The sequence below is a fragment of the Sagittula sp. MA-2 genome, from assembly GCF_030126985.1.
Lineage (GTDB): Bacteria > Pseudomonadota > Alphaproteobacteria > Rhodobacterales > Rhodobacteraceae > Sagittula.
On sequence record NZ_CP126148.1, the window covers coordinates 207,703 to 227,843 of the forward strand.

Below are 20,141 nucleotides of genomic sequence, written 5' to 3' on the forward strand. Positions count from 1 at the left end.
GATCAGCTCCGCTTGCCGCGCTTGTTCATCAGGTGGTCGAAGCTGACCGCCGCAAGCAGGATGAAGCCCTTGATCATGTCCTGCATGTAGACGCTGACATCGAGCAGGATCAGCGAAGAGGTCACCAGCGACAAGAGCGCCACCCCCAGCACCGCGCCGAAGATCGACCCCTGTCCCCCCTTGAGCGAGGCGCCCCCGATCACCGCCGCGGCGATCACGTTCAGCTCCATGCCGACGCCGAACTGCGGCGTGGCCGAGCCGAAGCGCGCCATGAAGATCACGCCCGCGAGGCCCGTCAGGGTGGAACACAGCACCGTCACCCAGAAGATCACGCGCTTGGTACGGATACCGGAATACTCGGCGGCCTTCTCGTTCGACCCGGTATAGAAGATCGTCCGGAACTTCGCGGAACGGCGCAGCAGGAAGTCGAAGACCACCGCCAGCACGATGAAGATCAGAACCACCACCGGCAGGCCACCAAGACTGCCCTGCCCCACGAACTTGAACTCGGGCGGCAGGCTGAACAGCGACAGCGGCGTGCCCTTGGTGATCAGAAGGCACAGGCCCCGCACGATCACCATCGCAGCCAATGACGCGATGAAATGCGACAGCCCGACACGCACCACGAAGAGGCCCATGGCCGCGCCGACCCCCGCCGCCGCCGCGACCCCCGCCGCAGAGGCAAGCCAGGGGTCCAGCCCCATCAGGAACAGCTTGCCCGCGACCACCATCGCAAGGCAGACCACCGATCCAACCGACAGGTCGAGCCCGCCGACGATCAGCAGCACCGTCATGCCGATGACCACGATCCCTTCGATGGAAAAGCTGAGGAAGATGGTCCGGAAGTTCGACCAGGTCAGGAAATAGGGGCTGGCGAAGCTCATCACGATACAAAGCGCAAGAATGATGCACAGCAGCCCCATCTCGCGCATGCCCGCGAGCCTGCGCAGGGCGCCGGGGGGGCGGGTGCGGGTCATGCCGCCTGAAAGGCTGGTCTCGGTCATGCTGCGTCTCCTTGAATGTGCAGGCCCGAGGCAAGGTGGATGATCGCCTCTTCGGTCATCTCGTCGGGGCCCAGTTCACCTGACACCTCGCCCTCGTGCAGGACGACGATGCGGTCGCTGAGCCCGATCAGCTCGGGCAGTTCGGATGAGATCACCACGACGCCGACGCCCTGCGCGCAAAGCTCGCGCAGGATGGCGTGGATCTCGGATTTGGCGCCGACGTCGACGCCGCGCGTCGGCTCGTCCAGGAAAACCACCTTCGGGTTCACCGACAGCATCCGCGCCAGCGCGACCTTCTGCTGGTTGCCGCCCGACAGGGTGCTCGGCGGGTCCTCGGGCTTGCCGGCCTTGAGCCGCAGGCGGCGGCCCAGCGTCTCGGCCTGTGCGGTTTCCGCGGCGCGGTCGACAAGGCCCGCCCTCGTCACCTGGCTCAGGCGCAGCGAAGAGACGTTCATCGAGATCGGCAGGTCGAGGAACAGCCCCTCGCCCTTGCGGTCCTCGGAAACGTAGACCAGACCGCGCTCCAGCGCGGCGGAAAAATCGGGGATATCGACCGGTTCTCCCATCAGACGGACGGTCTTGGAGCTGCGGCGCAGCCCGCAGATCGCCTTGGCCAGTTCGGACCGGCCCGCGCCGATCAGCCCGCCAATGCCCAGGATCTCGCCCTCGCGCAGGGTCAGAGAAACGTTGTTCAGCACGTCGCAGGTCACACCCTCGACCTCGAGCAGCGGCCGGCCCGCGGGCTGCATCGCCTTGGCGGGGTAAAGATGGGAAATCTCGCGCCCGACCATGTTGTTCACGACCTCCTGCGGGGTCGTCTGGGGTATGTTCAGGCAGGTGACGTATTCGCCGTCGCGGAACACCGTGACACGGTCGCAATGATCAAAGATCTCGGCCATGCGGTGCGAGATGTGGATGATGCCCAAACCCCGCTCTCGCAGTCGGTGCACGATGCGGAACAGCTTCTCTGTCTCCGCCTCGGTCAGAGCCGAGGTCGGTTCGTCGAGGATCAGGATCCGCGCATCCAGCGTCAGCGCCTTGGCGATCTCGACAAGCTGCTGGTTCGAGATGCTCAGATCGCCCACCTTCGCGGCGGGATCGACGTCGCAGAGTTCCTCCAGAACGGTCTTTGCCTTGCGCTCCAGCGCGGCGAAGTTCATCAGACCGCTCCGCGTGGCGGTGGCGCTCATGAAGATGTTCTCGGCCACGCTCACGTCGGGGCAGAGCGCGATTTCCTGGTGCACGAAACCGATGCCGAGCGCCTGCGCTTCCAGCGGCGAGCGGATGCGGCGCAGCTTGCCGTCGACACGGATCTCGCCCGCGTCCGGTTGCTGTATGCCGTCGACGATCTTCATCGTGGTGGACTTGCCCGCGCCGTTCTCGCCAGCAAGGGCGTGGATCTCTCCGGCGCGCAGCTCGAAGGAGACATCGCGCAGGGCCTTCACCGCACCGAAGCTCTTCGCGATGTTGCTCAGTTGAAGTAGGGGCGGCATGGCAGCCTCCGGGATTGGCGGGGATGGTATGTTCGGCGGATCGGAGAAAACCGATCCGCCGGGAGGAGCCGCGCCGTCAAAGGGGGAGGACGCGGACTGGACCGAGGAGGCTTACCCCTCGATGCCGCGGGTGCCGCGCTTCTTGAGGTACTTGTCCCAGTAGAAGCTTCCGGCGTTGTCCTGCGTCACGACCGAGTAACCGTTGTCCAGCACCGGAATGCCCATCGGGTTGAACCCCGCCTCGGCGTGGTCGTTCATCGGGTCGATAAGCTCCGGGTGCTTGGCCAGCCACAGGAGCAGGAAGCCGTAATAGCCCTGCGTGCCCTGGTTGGGGTTGATCGCACCGAACATCTCGCCCGCCTTGATCATGTCGAGCACCGACGCGTTCACGTCGACCGACATCACGCGGATGCTGCCGCCCGCTTCCTTGGCCGCCTGCGCCGCGCCCATCGCCGAGGAAGCCTCCGGCATGAAGACCGCACCCAGATCGGGATTGGCCTGCGCGAGGCTCAGCACCGCCTGATAAGCCTTGTTCGGGTCCTGCCCGGTGGACGCCCGGCCGACCAGCTCCATATCCGGCCAGTTGGTCTCCATCTCTTCGATGAAGGCGGCGACGCGGCGGTCGTGGTTGTCCTGGCCGGGGTTCTCCAGCACGGCGTACTGGCCCTTGCCACCCATGTCCTCGGCGATCTGCTGCGCGGCCACGCGGCCTTCGCGGGCGTTGTCGGAGGTCACATAAGACACCCGATTGGAGTTCGGGCTGTCAGCGGCAAAGGTCACGACGGCGGTGCCCTGCTCGATGGCGCGGTTGATCGGCTCGACAAAGGGATCGGGGTTCATCGGGTGCAGCAGGATTCCGGCGGGCTGTTTCGCCAGCGCCTGCTCGAAGGTGGCGATCTGCTTGTTGACGTCATACTCCGGCGTGCCGGTGTAATCCGCCTCGCATCCGAACTGATGCGCGGCCTGCTTGAACATCTCGTAGACCGGGAACCAGTATTCCACGCCCGAAACCATCACGTTCATCACGTAGGTCTCGCCCGGCTCGCAGCGGAACGGGCTGGTTTCCCAAGGCGTATCGGCATCTTGCGCAAGCGTTACAGTCGCGCTGGCCATGACAATAGAGGCGGCTGCCGCCGCGAAATATCTGGTCTTCATCGGATGTCCTCCCTGGGCCGGGACCGAATACTCCTCAGTCAGCACCGGCGTTTCACAGGCCCGAAGATGCGGAGGAGGCACCCGCCTGTCAATAAATCCTGAGGTGCGAAATATATTTCACGTCGCTGCGACGCGGCGGGTCATGGCGTGGGATCGGCCGAGTCCCGTCGCTTTGGGCCATCAGTTTGGTGGGCTGTATTTATCCTGAACCAAGCGCAAGCGCGGCTGCCTCGTTCCCCGTATTGTAAAAGCGCATTTACTTGCCGCAGGCGGGACTCTGGTCCGGACGCCTGAGTGTGGAAGGTCCGCATCTGCATGCGGTGCCCGGCGACGGAAGTCTGGACCGCTTGTGGGCAAGGATGGTGCTGCGCGGCTCCGACAGCGCCGGTGTTGCCGGGCTGGCGTTCACCAAGGGCCGCACATGTCTTCAGGCGATTTGCAGCGCCCCCCGGTCGCCTCGGCCGGGCAATCCGGCAGGGGGCGACGGGGTTCATCCTGTACGGGGCCGGATCACGCAGTCGTCACCTTGGGGTGCAGCACCACGCGGGCGCCGATCTCGACCCGCTCGTACAGGTCCTTGACGTGTTCGTTGGTCAGCCGCGCGCAGCCGTTCGACACGGCGCTGCCAATGGTCGAGGGCGCGTTGGTGCCGTGGATGCGCAGGTAGGTGTCGCGCCCCGCGTCGTCGTAGAGATAGAGCGCACGGGCACCGAGGGGGTTGTTCGGCCCGCCCTTCATGCCGTCCTTGTACTGCGCGTATTTGCCCGGATCGCGGCGGATCATCGACTGGGTCGGCCGCCACCACGGCCATTTCGCCTTGCGAGCCACGGTGAACACACCGGCCTCGTACAAGCCCTTGCGTCCGACCCCTACGCCGTAGCGGATCGCCGCACCGCCCTGCCCCATCAAGTAAAGGTAGAACTCGTCCGGTACGACGTGGACCTCGCCGGGCAACCAGTCCATGCGCCCGGTGTGGACGGCGGTCGGGTTGAACCGTTCCGGCAGCTTGACCGGATGCGCCAGCGCCAGTCGGGGCGCAGCCAAGGCGGCCGCTCCGGCGACGAGCAGAGTTCGGCGAGTGAATTGGGTCATGGGCGCTCCTTTCCTGTGCCAAACCACAACACCTTTCGCCCGGGCCGGAAGGGGAGTCACACCTGCGTGAGGGCTGCGCGCAAGCGCCATTTGTTCCCGGAAAAACACGATTTCTGGCCAAATCAGGCCGCCCGTCGGAACCTTTCCGCACCCGAGGTTCGTTTTCCCGATGAACCTATCTCAGACGGAGCGCCACCCATGCATTACACACGTTTCTTTCTGATGATCGGCACATCGACTGTGGTGATGTTCGTTCTGATGTACCTGAACACCTACCTGATGGGGCATGTCTTCTTTTCCGAAACGCGGGCCTACATGGCGGTTCTGATGGGGGCTGTGATGGCGTTTGTCATGCTGTCCTTCATGCTGGGCATGTACACCAACAGACTGGCCAATATCGCGATCTTCACCGGTTCGATCATTGCCTTCGCTCTCAGCCTCTGGCTCGTACGCAGCCAGGTCACGGTGCAGGACCGGTCCTTCATGCGTGCGATGATCCCGCACCACTCGATCGCCATCATGACCTCGTCGCGGGCCGAGCTGACCGATCCGCGGGTGCAGACGCTGGCCGAGGACATCGTCTACGCACAGGACAAGGAAATCGCCGAGATGCGTTACCTGATCGCCGACATTTCCGCCAATGGCGAGGCCGCCCCGAAAGAGCCTGTCGCCGCTCCGGAGGTGGTCGACGCGCAGCAGGCCCTGTCCACCGAGGTCGTCGCCAAGGTCGATCCGGAATTCCTGACCGGAGACGATATCGCCAAGGTTCTGCCCGAAGGCGAAAGCTGCCGGTTCACCTACACGGCCTCCAGCCCTGCCGTTCTGGCGGTTGGTGCCGATGCGGCCGTGATGAAGATCAGCGGCGATCTTGTGCAGCTCGACCTGCAGTCCGACGACACAGCCACTGCCCGTTTTGCCGCGGACCCGCTGAATGCGGAAATTCGCAAGGGTGACGATCTCTCGGACATGATCGTGACGGCGGGCGAGGACTACACGGCCGGCTTCCGCGGTCAGTACAGCTGCAATGGGAGTCAGTGAGACTGGGGTCTGCAACTTCGGTTGTCAGGCTCAGGACCCATTGATTTCAGCGGAAGGGCTTGATTCATCGCGCGAAAACTGAGCCGTGACATGTCTGATGTCTTCTTGCTCAGGGATGCGCAGACGGCGCGTTTGGAAGCATACGTCCCGAAGTCCCACGGCAAGTCGCGTGCCGACGACCGGCGTATCCTGAACGGGATTATCTTCATAAATCGCAATGGGTTGCGCCTGAGGGATGCATCGAAGGTGTATGGTCTGCACAAGACTCTCTACAATAGTTGGAAGCCCTGGAGGCACAAAGACATCTTTGGACAGATGCTGGCCAAGTTCGCCTACCGGATTGTCAACGGAAACACTTGGCCTCGCCGTCAGGATGCGGAGTTTTTCCTCTCGTCGCTCACGCAAGTGATCAGGGACAACTTTTCCTCTCGATTTGCTCCTCTTGAAATCCACCTCAAACACCCCGCCCTGGAGGATCCGCAACCGCTCGAACGGATGTTCCGCGCGCCTGTTCGCGATCATCAGCCGGTCAATCGCCTGATCATCGCCCGTCCGGACGCCCTGCGCGTGATCCGCCATGAGGACCTAGGGCTGCTTGCGACACGCGAGCGCCAAGTGCGCGACCTCATCGGCGAAGCGACCCCGGCCCTCGACACGACATCCGCAGCCCGCGCAGTGATCGACGCCAACCTGGGCATCTCCGCCATCACGCTCGACCGGGTGGCTGCGGCGCTGCATCTCGGGCCGCGCACCCTGCAAAGGCGGCTGGCCGCCGAAGGCACAAGCCTGCGCACCATTCTCGAGGACGTGCGCCAAATCCGTGCCGTCCGGCTCCTCTCGCAGCCTCGCGCGAGGGTCGGACTGGTCGCCCAGACCGTCGGATACACCGATCTGACTGCGTTCTGGCGGGCATGGCGCGGCTGGATCGGAGAAGCCCCATCGAAATTGGACCGCAATTGACGCAAAGCGGGGCGTATGTATGGTCGATCAGCCGCGCTGACGCTATCCTTCCTGCGCACCCGTTGAACCGGACGCATTATCTTTACAATCGACGACCCGAAGCACCCAAAAACGGATTGGCCCTTTTACTGGGTCAGCCAGATCAGTTCCGCTTTCGCGGATATTCTCGAGCGCCACATCCGGCACATCGGCATAGATATCCCGCGCCAGCGTGCCATGATGAGCCTTCACGAGGATCAGTATCTTTCGCCGGGTTCTCGGCGCAGAAACTGAATGCGGCGACCGAGGTGATCCAGCGGATGATCAAGGACGAACTGGTCGCAAGCCGTGTGCGCCCGACCGATGGCCGGGTCACCGAGGTGTGCCTGACCGAAAAGGGCGACCGGCTACGGAAGCCTGCGCACGCCGAAGCCCGCACCATCTACGACCAGACCTTCGCGGGGATCACGCCCGAATAGGTGGCCAACCAGAGCAAAGCCCCCTACCCCACCGATAGCCAATACGCGAAACTGGCGCAGCGCTCAGTTTAACCACGGCTCTTCCCGTTCTGGATCCAGCTTCACGCGCGTCCTCTCGTGGACCGAGATCGGCAAGGGTCGAGATATCCGCCCCAATCGGGGTGCAATTGATTGAGTGCGAAACGGTCTCGGGCAGACGCACCTTTAGCCAACTAACTGCTATCAGAATGATGCCCAGATGCGACCGCACGTCCCGTGATTTCGCCGGTTAGTACGACCGAACGCACCCTGTACCGCGGCAAGTTTACAGCTGTAAACTTCAGGGACGTGCCGGAAGTCATTGAAGGTTCGGGTGAAATAGTCTCTGTTTTGTCAAAAAAATATTGACTTAGAGCCCTGAATCGAACCTTTTATCCCCAAGTGGCGCGAAAAAGGCCACATTCTGGAAATTGGGGCAACTACATGATTCCGGTGACACCGCTCGACGCAGACCGCCCGTCGGAGCTGGCAACAGACATATCAGAGCGTCTGACCAGCGCAATACGCGAACATCTCCTTTCGGCGTTCGCACCCGACAACACCAAATCCTTGCGCTCCTTTTCCGCCCCTGAGGCCGCGGACCTGCTGGGTGTGTCCGGACAGTTCATGCGCAAGGCCCACGCCGAAGGCACCCTGCCCGAACCCACCGACGTCCGTGGCGGCCGCCGCTACTATAACGTCCGGGAACTGTGGGACGCACGCCGCATTCTCGAAGGGACGTCCCGCAAGAAGGGCCGTTACCTGCCTGGCCGCCGCGATGGCGACAAGCTGCAGGTCTGGCAGCTGATGAACTTCAAGGGCGGCTCTTCGAAGAGCACCACCACGATTCACCTGGCCCACTACCTCGCGCTTCACGGCTACAAGGTGCTGGCCATCGACCTGGACCCCCAGGGTTCGCTGACATCCATGTGCGGCATAAGCCCCGAGATCGAGTTCGACGGTCTCACGATCTACGATGCCATCCGTTACGACAATCCCGTCCCTTTGGCGGATGTCATCAAGGAAACCTATTTCCCCGGCCTGTCCCTGGCCCCTTCCCGCCTGTTGCTCTCGGAATTCGAAACGGAGTCCGCGGTGCACTCGGCACCGGACCAGCCATTCTTCACACGAATTCGGAGCGCGCTGGAACAGGTGGAAGCCGACTACGACATAGTCCTCATGGACAGCCCGCCACAGCTCGGGTTTCTCACAATTTCGGGCATGGCAGCGGCGACCTCTCTGATTGTTCCGTTGACGCCTTCGATGCTCGACGTGTCCTCCACCGCTCAGTTCATGGAACTGGTCGGCGCCTACATGGGCGTGATCGAGGACGCCGGCGCGAAGCTGCATTACGACAACTTCCGGTTCCTAATAACCCGCGACGAACCCACCGACGTGCCGTCTCAGCAACTGACCTCCTTCATGCGCGCACTGTTCCAAGAGCGGGTGATGTCGTCGACGGCGTTGAAATCAACGGCGATCAGCGACGCGACAATGCTCAAGCAGTCGATTTACGAGGTCGTCCGCTCCGACATGACTCGCGCCACGTATGACCGCGCCAAGCAATCCATGGATGCCGTGGGGCACGAGGTGGAAACGATGATCCAGAAAGCATGGGGACGTAACTGATGGCACGGAAATCCCTCGGCAGCATGTCAGGAATCGCAAGCACCATCGCGCGCTCCAGCCCACAGGTTGGCGCAAAGGACCGGCCCGCCCGCAGCAGCGCACCCGCACTCGGGGCGCTTCAGGGGTCACTTTCGGCCATTCGCGAAATCGACCCCGCCCAGATCGATGACTGGGGTCCGAAGGATCGCATGGAGGCGTTTACAGTTGTAAACTCCGACGACGATGCCGAAGGTTTCGAAGCCCTGAAAGACAGCATACGCGACGGAGGTCAGCAGGTACCGATCCTTGTCCGCCGTGCGCCAGTCGAAGGCCGGTACGAGGTGATCTACGGTCGTCGACGCCTTCAGGCCTGTCGTGACCTTGGGCTGAAGGTCCGCGCCAACGTGCAAGATCTCGACGATGCGGCGGCATTGCTGGCCAAGGGGCTTGAGAATGCGGCAAGGCGCAACCTTTCGTTCTACGAAAAGGCGCGCTTTGCAGCAGTGATCCAGGTTGCCGGGCATGACACAAAGACAACCCGGCAGGTCCTGGGCCTGACCGCCTCCGGGTTGTCGCACCTCACGAAGGTCACCGACAACGTGCCGGACGACGTTGGTGACGTCATCGGCGCTGCGCCGAAATCCGGGCGTCCGAAGTGGACTGCTCTGGCCGATGCATTCATCGCAAAGAAAGTCACAGCATCCACCGCGTTGGCCATCCTGAAAAAGATCGATCCCCAATCGAACTCAGATGAACGGCTCGACCGCTTGCTGAAAGAGATCGCCCGCCGCGGCGCCCGACCGGCGCAGATCCGGGAATCGATGCCGGTCGATGGTGTGACCGTGAAGTCCGGCCGTGGCGCCGTTTCGGTTTCGATTTCCAAGGCCGGCGTCAATGCCGCATTCGGAAAGTGGCTCGACGACAACATCGACGAGATCATCAAGGAACAATACCGCGCGTTTACAACTGTAAACGACGCCGACTGAAACTGAGGAAGAGCAGAAAGGAGGATGCACCGTAAAGAAAAACCCCCGAAACCGGAGGCTTCGAGGGCTGTAGCGCACTAGGCGCCCTTAGCTTGACACCTAAAGGTTAGCAGCACTCGAATCAGTGAACAAGAAAAAACCGCACCGGTGCGGACGGTATTTCTTTGCCTGCTGGCCAGACATGACCCCAATCAACGATTTTGCCCCCAAGGGCACAAACCCGTCGCGCTTTGCGGCAGGGCAGGGCGGAGCTTTGCCTGAACGACCCAAACCCAGACCCGACAAGTGGACACTTTTACGCGCAGTGGAACAGGCACGCGATCCGCTGGGTTTGAAGGCCACACCACTGAACCTGTTGCGCGCAATGCTGTCGTTCATGCGCGAAGACTTCATTTCGCCACACGCAGAGGATTCGCACATCTGCTTCGCCTCGAACGCAGCCCTGGCGGAACGCGCGCATGTGAGCGTCCAGACCGTGGAACGCCATATTGCCCGCCTTGTCGGTTTGGGGCTGGTGACGCGTCACGCCGCCGGGAACAACAAACGGTGGGCACGTCGAGACCGGCAGGGCAGGGTGGTACTTGCCAGCGGTCTGTCGCTCCTCCCGCTTCTTGAGCGTCACACAGAGCTCGCTGAGCGCGCTGAAGCCTACACACGCCAGAAAGAACGACTGACCCTCCTCAGGGACCGCTGCGTCCTTGCCCTGTCCCACCTGAAATCCATCCTGGGCGAGGCAAAGGCTAACGCACACGAACTCTGTCAGAACGCTGCGCGCATCCTTCGCCGCAAACCTGTCGAAGAACAACTGACGGCCCTCCTCGACACTTTGAAGATGGAAAAGTCATGTATTGGCGAAACCGGAACAGGCAAATCGCGGGGCAGTGACACCTCGGATGAGGGGCACAAAGAAACAGATATGAACCCTAGTGAAGAATCTCCAACCCTTGAGGACAAACCTCTCTCCGAAAGAGAGGTCACCGCTGCATTCCCTACGCTTTGCCTCGAGCTGCGGAGTGCCAGGAACAATGCAGACTGCAAGGAAAGGATGGACTTGATCGCGAGCTACCTCGGTCTTGGACAGGTCTGGCAAACCGTCAACTCCATGGGCCCAAGTCTGGCGTTCATGATCCTTGGTTACGTTCTGGAACGCCAGGACAGCATACAGAGCCCTAGACGGTATGCCATGAGACTTGTTCGTGACCTCCACTCAGGCGCCATGCTTCCACGTGACCTGTTGCCAACCACAGCGCCGAAGGAACTGCGTTCTCGATGGTCAATGGCTCTGGCATAGCGGTCATGGCTCGTGGAAGAACGTCCTCACTATTGGCGTGAGCCAGCAGCCAGTGAGCTGAGCGAGCCTTGTCTGACTGAAGTAACGTGACAGAGATTTCCTTCAATGCGATGAGACAGCGGCTGATCTCCAAAGTTCGGGCTGTCGATGCTGCTGTTTGGCGCGGCTCGACCGTCGACCTGCGCTTCGGCCACCTCACTAGCAACTCCGTACACCCTGTTGATTGAATGCAATCAATATCGGGACAAGCAGGCACATACTGGACAATAAGACACTGTATCTAAAATGATAAACGTAAATTGCTTAACCTCTATGCCTTCTTGCCCGCGGGACGAAATGACACATTATGGGTTCAATGTTTGGATTGTATGTCTCATTGAGACGCTCAGCAGAGCAGAGGTGGCCACTCCAAGCCGCTGTCAAAGACAAGGAGGCATCATGATGTCCAAAGTTGAAACCACGCAAGATGCACCCCACGACGTCAGGGAAGCCCTGAAGCGGGGAGTCCGCTGCAAGTGTCCGAAGTGCGGCGAGGGGTCCGTCTTCAACGGCTATCTCAAGGTGCGGTCCGAATGCGAGGTTTGCGGCCTCGACCTCACGCCCCAGCGCGCAGACGATGGTCCCGCCTATGTCACCATCCTCGTGGTTGGCCACCTCATGGGTTTTGCATTGCCGGTCTTCTTCGAGAGCTTTCGGGACAATCCGCTTCTCGTGGCATGCCTGTTGTCAGCGGCTTCAATCACTCTCGCGCTCCTGATGCTGCCGCCGGTCAAGGGCATGTTCGTGGCGTTTCAATGGGCCAAGGGGATGCACGGATTTGGCAGGACCGCTTCCGGTCCCGCCATCAGCCAAGAAACGCGCTGTGCTGGAGACTGTTGACCAGGAAATAGAGGTTCGCCCGCAAGGCTTCTCGCGACAGTGATCCGCCAAGGCAGAGGCGCACTTCATCGCCCGGCGTTATTCCCACGCTGAACGCGTCTGACGGCATGATGCCGATCGGGCGCCCAGCCATCCGGGCGACGACGTCGGCCCTTCCGACGCCCTCCGGCAGGGACAGCCAGACGTTGAACGCATTCTCTGCCCCACGAAAATCGAACCCTTCGAGGACCTCGCGCGCTATGGCCTGCCGGGCCGAGGTTTCTGACCGGATGAAGCGCCGGATCTGATCGGCGGTCCCGTCCTCGATCCATTGCGTTGCAAGCGCGGTGGTGATGGGTGACGGCATCACGGCCTGCACCTTGAGCGTCTGGCCGAGCGAATAGGCCTGCTTTCCGTTGGGCGCCACCGTGTAGGCCAGGCGCAGCCCGGCGCCGATGCACTTCGCCAGCCCTCCGATATGCCAGGTCAGGTCCGGCGCCGACACGGCAATCGGGGCAGGGGCCTTTGCGGGGATGAAGCCGTAGGCATCGTCCTCGATCAGCTGCAGCCCATGCTTGTTCAGCACCTCCGAGATGGCGAGCCTCCGGTCCGTGGGGATCGTGAGTGTCGTCGGGTTCTGGAGCGTCGGATTGAGATACAGCGCCTTGGGCCCGTGCGTCCGGATCGCGTCGGAGAGCGCGTCGGGCAGGATGCCATCCTTGTCCATCTCGATGCCGACAAGGTTCAGGCCCCGCCGCGACGCGATGTTGCGAAAGCCCGGATAGGTGATCTGTTCACACAGGATGGTGTCGCCGGGCTCTGTGAGTATCGTCAGGATGGCGCAGATCGTGCTGTGCGCGCCCGGTGAAATGACCAGACGTGCGCTGCTCGGGATCATGCCGCGCAGGCTCAGCCACGTCGACGCTGCCGCCTTGTCCTTGTCGGAGCCGGTCGAGGATTGGTATCGCAGCAGCTGCAGAAGATTGGCAGATACATAATCCAGTCCGGCTCGCATGTTGGCGATCAGGCCGGGGTCGGTGGGCTCAGGCGGCAGGTTCATCGACAGGTCTTCATCGGCGAGGCGCAGCGGGTCGGGACCGTTGGGGGCCTCGGTCGGTTTGGAGATGAATGTGCCGCGTCCCACGTGGCTGGTGACGAGACCGCGGGACTGCGCCTCGCTGTAGCCGCGCGACACGGTGGTGAAGTCGATGCCTAACTGTTTCGCAAGCATCCGCTGTGGCGGCAGCCTGGTGCCTGGGGACAGACGCCCGTCGCGGACGTCTTTCTCTATCGCGTCGGCGATTGCGATGTAGCGTGGTTTGCCGCTCGTTTCGGCCCGCGGTGTCCAGTCAGTCATGTCGTTCTCCGTTCTGAGGCGTTGATAGCCAATGATTCGGGAGAATTGAAGCGCATTGTATGGATGCGACGGATTGCGGAAGGTTTCGCAGAGGCCACAGTGCGAAGCGGATTGATATTACGCGGAAGATATCAGCGGAGACTGCCGGCGCTGCCTAAAAACAGGACTCTTGCTCGCTTTATTGTATGCATAATTGTTGTGTGAATGAATGTTATATTGATAGAATAATCGAGGAAAGATCAGTGTGAAGGCATCCAGTGAACAGGAGATATGGGATGCCCGAAGTTACCAAAGAAGCTCATAAGGACGGCGATTTCTTCGTAAACTACGAAGAAAAGGTCTTCGAAGACGTCAAGGCCGACGAAGGGGAAAAGGCGCTTGTGACCTTCCATACGGTGGCCTTCGAAGGGTCCATCGGTCTGGTCAACATTCTGCAGGCAATTCGTCTGCAACGCAAAGGATTCGAGACCTCGATCCTGCTTTACGGCCCGGGCGTCACCCTGGGCATCCAGCGCGGTTTCCCGACACTTGGCGACGAAGCCTTCCCCGGGCACCAGAACTTTGCCGCCAATCTCAAGAAGTTCATGGCCGAGGGTGGCAAGATCTACGCCTGCCGCTTTGCCCTGCAGGCGCTCTACGGTCATGGCGAACCCTCGCTGCTGCCCGGGATCACTCCGATTGCGCCTCAGGACGTGCTCGATTGCATCCTTCTGCACCGCAAGGACAACGCCTTCATCCTCGACACCTGGACGGTGTGAGACATGCGGAGCCGTGCCGGTCAGCGGCGCGGCTCCGTTCCTTTGCTCCACGACAAGGAAGGACCAGGGACCATGAGAACCGACATCATACGCGCCGCCGCGGTGCAGATCGCGCCGGACCTGACAGGCCGTGCGGGTACCATCGAGCGGGTGCTGAACGCCATCGCCGAAGCCGCCGAGAAGGGTGCGGAGTTCATCGTCTTCCCGGAAACCTTCGTGCCGTATTACCCCTATTTCTCTTTCGTGCTGCCCCCAGTGCAACAGGGCGCGGCACATCTGGAGCTCTATGATCAGGCGGTGGTCGTGCCCTCGCCCGAAACGCAGGCCGTGGCCGAGGCGGCGCGAAAGCGCGGCGTTGTCGTCGTGCTGGGCGTGAACGAGCGCGACCACGGCTCGCTATACAACACGCAGCTGATCTTTGACGCCGATGGCAGCCTTGCGTTGAAGCGGCGCAAGATCACGCCGACCTACCATGAGCGCATGGTCTGGGGGCAGGGCGACGGGGCCGGGCTGAAGGTCGTTGAGACCAAAGTCGGCCGCGTTGGCGCCCTGGCCTGTTGGGAGCATTACAACCCGCTCGCCCGATACGCCTTGATGACCCAGCACGAGGAAATCCACGCGGCCCATTTCCCTGGCTCTCTGGTCGGTCCGATCTTTGGCGAACAGATCGAGGTCACGATGCGCCACCATGCGTTGGAAGCCGGGTGCTTCGTGGTCAACGCCACCGGCTGGCTGACCGAAGAGCAGATCCAGTCGCTGCATCCCGATCCGAAGTTGCAGAAAGCCATGCGCGACGGCTGCATGACCTGCATCATTTCTCCTGAAGGCCGCCACCTGGCGGAGCCTTTGACCGAGGGCGAAGGCATCCTGATCGCCGATCTGGACATGAAGCTGATCACCAAGCGCAAGCGCATGATGGACAGCGTCGGCCATTATGCCCGCCCCGAGCTTCTGCACCTCGTGCATGACATGCGGCCCGCCGAAACTCGCGTGGCGTTTGAGGCCGCCGCCGTGCCGCACCCTCCCGCCCAAGCCGATCTCGACGAAAAGGAACCGAGCCATGTCTGATGCCGACCTGATCAACGACCTGCAATCCCACGGCATGCGTCTGGTCGACCCGCGCGCCGGCCATGAGGCGCGGCGGGGCGGGGCAGGGCCCTCGGACCACAAGGCCATCACCATCGGCGAGACGACGGTGATGGTCCCGGTGCACAATGCGCCCGCCTTCGAGTCTCCGTTCCTGGTGGAGCCGCCGGATGCGGGCGGGGAGGCCCGTGTGACCCGTGACGGCGTCGAGATCGCCAAGGTGCGCTTTCCCACGCGGCCGAGGTTCTATGACCTGAAGACTGCGGACGGCATCCCCTACAGCCAGATCGCGGCGCTGCATTCGCGCGACGTTCTGGCGACGACCGTGCTGCAGACCTGCATCCGCTATGAAAGCCGCAAGAAGACCTGCCAGTTCTGTGCCATCGGTCAGAGTCTGGCCGCCGGCCGCACCATCGCCCACAAGACGCCGGAGCAGTTGGCCGAGGTGGCCAAGGCCGCCGTCGAGCTGGACGGCGTGAAGCACATGGTCCTGACCACCGGCACGCCGAGGGGCAAGGATCGCGGTGCGGCGGTCATGGTAGACAGCGCCCGCGCCATCAAGGCGGCCGTCAACCTGCCCTTGCAGGGCCAGTGCGAGCCGCCCGACGACGACATCTGGCACCAGCGCATGAAGGATGCCGGGATCGACGCGCTTGGCATGCATCTGGAGGCGGTCACGCAGGAGGTGCGCGAGCGGATCATGCCGGGCAAGGCCACGGTGCCGCTGGAGAAATACATGTCCAGCTTCGAGGCAGCGGTGAAGGTGTTTGGCCGCGCGCAGGTGTCCACCTACATCCTCGCCGGTCTTGGCGACACGCGCGAGGCGATCCTCGAGATGGGGCAAAAGCTGTGCGATATGGGGGTCTATCCCTTTGTCGTGCCCTTCGTCCCGATCTCGGGCACGCCGCTGGAAAGCCATCCGGCGCCCAAGCCCGAATTCATGGCCTCGATCCTGCGCCCGCTAGGCGAGATGATCGTCCGCGCGGGCATCCGGTCCGAAGACATCAAGGCCGGGTGCGGCAAATGCGGCGCGTGTTCGGCCCTCTCGACCTATGAAAAGCTGAAGGTGCCGGCATGATCGAGCTTGAGCCGCACCTGTTCCAATGCCCCGGCTACTACATCCGCGCGGCGTCGAACCCTTTCGAGGCGCGCGGAGCCGAGGCATTGCGCCGAAAGGTATTCGTCGAGGAACAGGCGATCTTCAAGGACCACGACCGCGACGAGATCGACCTGGTCGCCACCCATCTGGTGGCGCTGTCCACGTACGCCCACGAGGCCGACCAGGTGGTGGGCACGGTGCGCATCCACGAGGACAGCCCGGGCCTCTGGTGGGGCTCGCGCCTCGCCGTGGACCGCGATTTCCGGCAGGTCGGGCGGCTGGGGACCGAACTGATCCGCCTTGCGGTCTGCACGGCCAATGCGCGCGGCTGTCACACCTTTCTGGCGCATGTGCAGATACAGAACGTACCTCTGTTCCGCCGGTTGAAATGGACCGTGCTGGAAGAGGTCGATCTGCACGGCGTGCCGCATGCACGCATGTCCGCCGACCTGGCGCATTATCCGCCCTGCGACGATCCGACGGCGGGCTGGTTCATGAAGCCGGGGCGGCGGGCATGACCCAAACGCTGGCAGACATGGCCGAGGCGCTGCGCGCGCACCCGGCGATCCGGTCCAAGCTGGGGATCGCGCAGGCCGCCGGGATGCTGGGGCTGACCGCCGCCGCGCCGGGCCGCCCGGGAGACGATGCGGCAATGATCGAAACGGCAGAGGGCTATGACCTCTTGGCGGGGGAGGGCTTCATCCCCGCCTTCGTTCAGGCCGATCCGTGGTTCGCGGGCTGGTCCGGGGTGATGGTCAACCTGTCGGATATCGCCGCGATGGGCGGTCGGGCCACGGCGCTGATCGACCAGGTCTGGTCCCCGAATGCCGAGGTTGCCGCGCCCCTGATGAAGGGGCTGCGTGATGCCGCAACGGCCTATGGCGTGCCGCTGGTAGGTGGCCATACGAACTTTGCGGCTGCCGAACTGAACCTCGCGGTGTCGGTACTGGGCAAGGCCCGAACGCCTGTGACCAGCTTCGATGCGCGCCCCGGCGACGTGCTGCTGGCGGCCATCGACCACCGGGGCCGCTACGTGAACTTCGACAATTTCTGTGCCGTCCTGGATGCACCGCACGACCGCCTGCGCGGTGATCTGGCGCTGTTGCCCTCGCTCGCTGAGGCCGGATTGCTGCGCGCCGGCAAGGACATCAGCCAGGGTGGCATCGCGGGTACGGCGTTGATGCTCTGCGAAAGCTCGGGTGTGGGTGCGGTGTTCGACCTCAACCGCATCCTGCCGCCCGCCGATGTGCCGTTGCTACGCTGGCTGCACAGCTTCCCCAGCTTCGGATTCCTGCTCTCTGTCGCGCCGGAGCACGCGGCCGAGGTCTGCCTTGCCTTCCGGGGGCGCGGCATCTGGGCCGACCCCATCGGCAGCATTACCGAAGGTTCCGACCTTCGCCTGCAACGCGACCATGAGACCGCATTGTTCTGGGACCATGCCCAGACACCATACTTGTCGCCGTCCCGAAAGGAGCGAGCCGATGCCTGAGATGCACTGGACCCTGCGCTGGCCCGATGGCAGCGAAGAGCGCTGCTATTCCCCGTCGAGCGTCATCACCGAATTGTTCACCCCGGGGCAAAGCTACCCGCTGCCGGACTTCTTGCTGCGAGCCCGGATCGCGATGGAGCGCGCCTCGAACCGGGTCGAACGCAAATACGGCTTCGCCTGCTCTTCCGCGATGGATCAGCTCGACCGGATCGAACGGCGGGTCGCCGATTTCGAAGGGCAGCCCGACGCGCAGGTCACCTGCCTGTCGATCGCATGAAAAGGACCGAGACCATGAAAAACGCAAACATCCCGCATGTCGCTGTCGCGATTGTCGGCGGCGGTCAGGCCGGCCTTTCCGTGGCCTGTCAGCTGCAAAAGAAGGGCATCGAAAGCGTCGTCTTCGAACGCCACGAGAAATTCCATTCCTGGCGTGTGAACCGGTGGGACAGCTTCTGCCTTGTCACGCCGAACTGGCAATGCCGTCTGCCCGGATTCCACTACGACAAGGAATTCGGCGGTACCGACCCTGACGGTTTCATGCTGCGCGAGGATATCACCACGTATCTCGACGCATTCGCCGCGACCTTCGAGCCGAACCTCTACGAACATGTCACGGTGACCCGCATCGCGCATCATCCGCAGGGCGGGTACGTGGTCGAGACGACCATCGGCACATGGACCTGTGATCAGGTGGTGATCGCCACGGGCGGCTATGACAAGCCCATCGAGCCCGCCTATGCCGAGGCGCTGGACCCGACCATCGTGCAGATGCATTCGGTCGATTACCGCAACCCGGCGCAACTCCCGGAGGGCGACGTGCTGATCGTGGGCACTGGTCAGTCCGGCGTGCAGATCATGGAGGATTTCGTAAGGGCAGGGCGGGGCGTGCACCTTGCCGTCGGCCCCGCGCCGCGCAGCCCGCGCAAGTATCGCGGCCGCGACGCGACCGACTGGCTGCACGACGCCGGGCACTACAAGATCACCATCGACACCCATCCCGACCCGGTGAAGGCGATGACGCAGACCAACCACTACATGTCCGGCCGCGACGGGGGGAAGGAGATCGACCTGCGCAAGTGGCATGTGGATCACGGAGTCGAGCTGTATGGCTCGCTGGCCAACATGGACGGGTGCAGGCTGGAATTCCTGCCCGACCTCGCCAAGAACCTCGACGACGCCGACCGCAGCTATGTCGGTATCCGCGACCAGATCGACAGCTACATCGCCCGGACCGGCATCGACGCGCCCGAAGAGCCCCCTTTCGTCAAGGTCTGGGAGCCGGAATCCGAGCGCACGGAACTGGACATCAAGGAGGCCGGTATCGCGTCGGTCCTCTGGGCCATAGGGTTCCGGCCGGACTACTCATGGATCGAAGTCGATGTATTCGACGCGCGGGGCAAACCGAAGTTCCACCGCGGTGTCACGGATGTGCACGGTTTCCACTTTATCGGCCTGGGCTGGCTGAACACCTGGGGCTCGGGCCGGTTCCTGGGGATCGAGGAGGACAGCGCCTACCTTGCCGACCAGATCGCCGCGCAACTGAAGGATACCAGCAAGCGCGCGGTCGCCTGATGGCGGTCGTCGCCTTCGCGGCCCGCCCCGCGCCGGTCGAGACCTGCGCCGACCTGCCGCTTGGCATGGCGCAGCTGTCGCCGGACGGGCTGTCCGAGCAATGGGTCCTGCGCTTTTGCGGCGATCAGCATTGGGCTCTGATCGCCAAGGCGCTTGGCCAGCGCGAGGCGGTGTTCCACGCGGCAGACGGGCGGCCGGTCTACGCTGCGTTCTGCGCCACGTCGCTGAGTTTGCAGCCGTCCGCGTCGTTGCTGGGGCGCGATGTAAAGGTGGCATCCGTGCTGTTCGCAGTGACCGAGACGCGCACCGGGTCGCGGCACCGGCTGCTGGTCGACGGCGCGGTGATTGCCGAATTGTCCATGATCTCGACCTTTGTCAGCCATGACACGCAGGGCTGCAACACGCGGATCTATCGCAACTCTGTCCTGGGCCAGATGCACCTGCCCCCGGCCGACCCGGCCCTGCTGGCGCTGGATCGTCAGGCGCGGGAAACGGCCCGAAGCCTGCGGGGAACCGTCGTGGCGCGGGCAACCGAGATCCATGTTGAACGCCCGGTGCCCGCGCTGGATTTCAATGCCGTGGGGCTGTTGTATTTCCCGGCCTTCTCGCGCATCGCCACGACAGCCGCCCATGCGCGGGCAGGGGGCACTGGTCCAGTCCGGAAACGCGACGTCGTCTACCTCGGCAACCTCAATCAGGGCGATACCGTCCATGTCTTCGGCCACGGCCAGAAGATGCTCATGACCCGCGGCGACGGCACGCCGATAGCCGTGATCCGGACCGAGCGGGAAGACACCAGAGCCTGAACAATGCACGCCA

Annotated in this window: 21 protein-coding genes; 15 read left to right on the forward strand and 6 right to left on the reverse strand. The window is 62.9% G+C overall.

The genetic code is table 11. From position 1 onward, the window contains the following. Positions 1–2 precede the first annotated feature (2 nt). The 4 genes from QNI11_RS24520 to QNI11_RS24535 all read right to left on the reverse strand — a co-directional run bounded on the left by QNI11_RS24520 (position 3) and on the right by QNI11_RS24535 (position 4,744). On the reverse strand, positions 3–1,004 hold the full coding sequence (locus tag QNI11_RS24520) for an ABC transporter permease (RefSeq protein WP_283983695.1): 1,002 nt from the start codon (positions 1,002–1,004) through the stop codon (positions 3–5). After that, a complete protein-coding gene (locus QNI11_RS24525; protein WP_283983696.1) occupies positions 1,001–2,497 on the reverse strand; it encodes a sugar ABC transporter ATP-binding protein in 1,497 nt (498 codons plus the stop codon). The genes QNI11_RS24520 and QNI11_RS24525 overlap by 4 nt, the downstream gene beginning before the upstream one ends. 111 nt (positions 2,498–2,608) lie before the next feature. Then, complete coding sequence (locus tag QNI11_RS24530; RefSeq protein WP_283983941.1) at positions 2,609–3,610, reverse strand: substrate-binding domain-containing protein; 1,002 nt, start codon at positions 3,608–3,610, stop codon at positions 2,609–2,611. A gap of 552 nt (positions 3,611–4,162) precedes the next feature. Continuing rightward, on the reverse strand, positions 4,163–4,744 hold the full coding sequence (locus tag QNI11_RS24535; protein ID WP_283983697.1) for a L,D-transpeptidase: 582 nt from the start codon (positions 4,742–4,744) through the stop codon (positions 4,163–4,165). A 198-nt stretch (positions 4,745–4,942) separates the two neighbouring features. Between QNI11_RS24535 and QNI11_RS24540 the strand changes: the two genes are divergently transcribed. Together QNI11_RS24540 and QNI11_RS24550 are read left to right on the forward strand one after the other, a co-directional pair. Continuing rightward, positions 4,943–5,782 (forward strand): DUF305 domain-containing protein, encoded by an 840-nt coding sequence (locus QNI11_RS24540; RefSeq protein ID WP_283983698.1) that lies wholly within the window; start codon positions 4,943–4,945, stop codon positions 5,780–5,782. 90 nt (positions 5,783–5,872) lie between these two features. Continuing rightward, positions 5,873–6,742, forward strand: a complete 870-nt coding sequence (locus QNI11_RS24550; RefSeq protein ID WP_373418459.1) for a helix-turn-helix domain-containing protein — start codon at positions 5,873–5,875, stop codon at positions 6,740–6,742. Between the two features lie 42 nt (positions 6,743–6,784). Here the strand turns inward: QNI11_RS24550 and QNI11_RS24555 are convergent, their stop codons facing one another. Beyond that, positions 6,785–6,973, reverse strand: coding sequence for a hypothetical protein (locus QNI11_RS24555; RefSeq protein ID WP_283983699.1), 189 nt, complete (start codon positions 6,971–6,973; stop codon positions 6,785–6,787). A gap of 68 nt (positions 6,974–7,041) precedes the next feature. On the opposite strand from QNI11_RS24555, the gene QNI11_RS24560 reads away from it, so the two are divergent. The 5 genes from QNI11_RS24560 (at position 7,042) to QNI11_RS24580 (ending at position 11,982) form a co-directional block, all read left to right on the forward strand. Further along, positions 7,042–7,200, forward strand: a complete 159-nt coding sequence (locus QNI11_RS24560; RefSeq protein ID WP_283983700.1) for a hypothetical protein — start codon at positions 7,042–7,044, stop codon at positions 7,198–7,200. A gap of 462 nt (positions 7,201–7,662) precedes the next feature. Next, positions 7,663–8,847 (forward strand): plasmid partitioning protein RepA, encoded by a 1,185-nt coding sequence (gene repA / locus QNI11_RS24565; protein ID WP_283983701.1) that lies wholly within the window; start codon positions 7,663–7,665, stop codon positions 8,845–8,847. Beyond that, positions 8,847–9,812, forward strand: coding sequence for a plasmid partitioning protein RepB (repB, locus tag QNI11_RS24570; protein ID WP_283983702.1), 966 nt, complete (start codon positions 8,847–8,849; stop codon positions 9,810–9,812). The genes repA and repB overlap by 1 nt, the downstream gene beginning before the upstream one ends. Before the next feature lie 181 nt (positions 9,813–9,993). After that, positions 9,994–11,103, forward strand: a complete 1,110-nt coding sequence (locus tag QNI11_RS24575; RefSeq protein ID WP_283983703.1) for a helix-turn-helix domain-containing protein — start codon at positions 9,994–9,996, stop codon at positions 11,101–11,103. 441 nt (positions 11,104–11,544) lie between these two features. Next, positions 11,545–11,982: a DUF983 domain-containing protein gene (locus QNI11_RS24580; RefSeq protein ID WP_283983704.1), complete on the forward strand. Its 438-nt coding sequence runs from the start codon at positions 11,545–11,547 to the stop codon at positions 11,980–11,982. Here QNI11_RS24580 and QNI11_RS24585 read toward each other — a convergent pair. After that, complete coding sequence (locus QNI11_RS24585) at positions 11,948–13,318, reverse strand: PLP-dependent aminotransferase family protein (protein WP_283983705.1); 1,371 nt, start codon at positions 13,316–13,318, stop codon at positions 11,948–11,950. The two genes, QNI11_RS24580 and QNI11_RS24585, sit on opposite strands and share 35 nt — an antisense overlap. A 275-nt stretch (positions 13,319–13,593) precedes the next feature. On the opposite strand from QNI11_RS24585, the gene QNI11_RS24590 reads away from it, so the two are divergent. The 8 genes from QNI11_RS24590 to QNI11_RS24625 all read left to right on the forward strand — a co-directional run bounded on the left by QNI11_RS24590 (position 13,594) and on the right by QNI11_RS24625 (position 20,128). After that, entirely contained in the window at positions 13,594–14,076 is a 483-nt protein-coding gene (locus QNI11_RS24590; protein WP_100931097.1) for an MSMEG_0572/Sll0783 family nitrogen starvation response protein, read from the forward strand. A 72-nt stretch (positions 14,077–14,148) separates the two neighbouring features. Continuing rightward, a complete protein-coding gene (locus tag QNI11_RS24595) occupies positions 14,149–15,144 on the forward strand; it encodes a Nit6803 family nitrilase (RefSeq protein WP_283983706.1) in 996 nt (331 codons plus the stop codon). After that, the gene (locus tag QNI11_RS24600; protein WP_283983707.1) at positions 15,137–16,240 is read left to right on the forward strand and encodes an MSMEG_0568 family radical SAM protein; all 1,104 of its coding nucleotides are present in this window, start codon (positions 15,137–15,139) and stop codon (positions 16,238–16,240) included. Before QNI11_RS24595 ends, QNI11_RS24600 begins: the two co-directional genes overlap by 8 nt. Then, a complete protein-coding gene (locus QNI11_RS24605; RefSeq protein WP_283983708.1) occupies positions 16,237–16,779 on the forward strand; it encodes an MSMEG_0567/Sll0786 family nitrogen starvation N-acetyltransferase in 543 nt (180 codons plus the stop codon). Before QNI11_RS24600 ends, QNI11_RS24605 begins: the two co-directional genes overlap by 4 nt. Continuing rightward, the gene (locus tag QNI11_RS24610; protein ID WP_283983709.1) at positions 16,776–17,750 is read left to right on the forward strand and encodes a sll0787 family AIR synthase-like protein; all 975 of its coding nucleotides are present in this window, start codon (positions 16,776–16,778) and stop codon (positions 17,748–17,750) included. The genes QNI11_RS24605 and QNI11_RS24610 overlap by 4 nt, the downstream gene beginning before the upstream one ends. Continuing rightward, positions 17,743–18,027: an MSMEG_0570 family nitrogen starvation response protein gene (locus QNI11_RS24615; RefSeq protein WP_100931101.1), complete on the forward strand. Its 285-nt coding sequence runs from the start codon at positions 17,743–17,745 to the stop codon at positions 18,025–18,027. The genes QNI11_RS24610 and QNI11_RS24615 overlap by 8 nt, the downstream gene beginning before the upstream one ends. 14 nt (positions 18,028–18,041) lie before the next feature. After that, positions 18,042–19,322: an MSMEG_0569 family flavin-dependent oxidoreductase gene (locus QNI11_RS24620; protein WP_283983710.1), complete on the forward strand. Its 1,281-nt coding sequence runs from the start codon at positions 18,042–18,044 to the stop codon at positions 19,320–19,322. Next, a complete protein-coding gene (locus QNI11_RS24625; protein ID WP_283983711.1) occupies positions 19,322–20,128 on the forward strand; it encodes a Pnap_2097 family protein in 807 nt (268 codons plus the stop codon). Before QNI11_RS24620 ends, QNI11_RS24625 begins: the two co-directional genes overlap by 1 nt. The last annotated feature ends 13 nt before the right edge of the window (positions 20,129–20,141 follow it).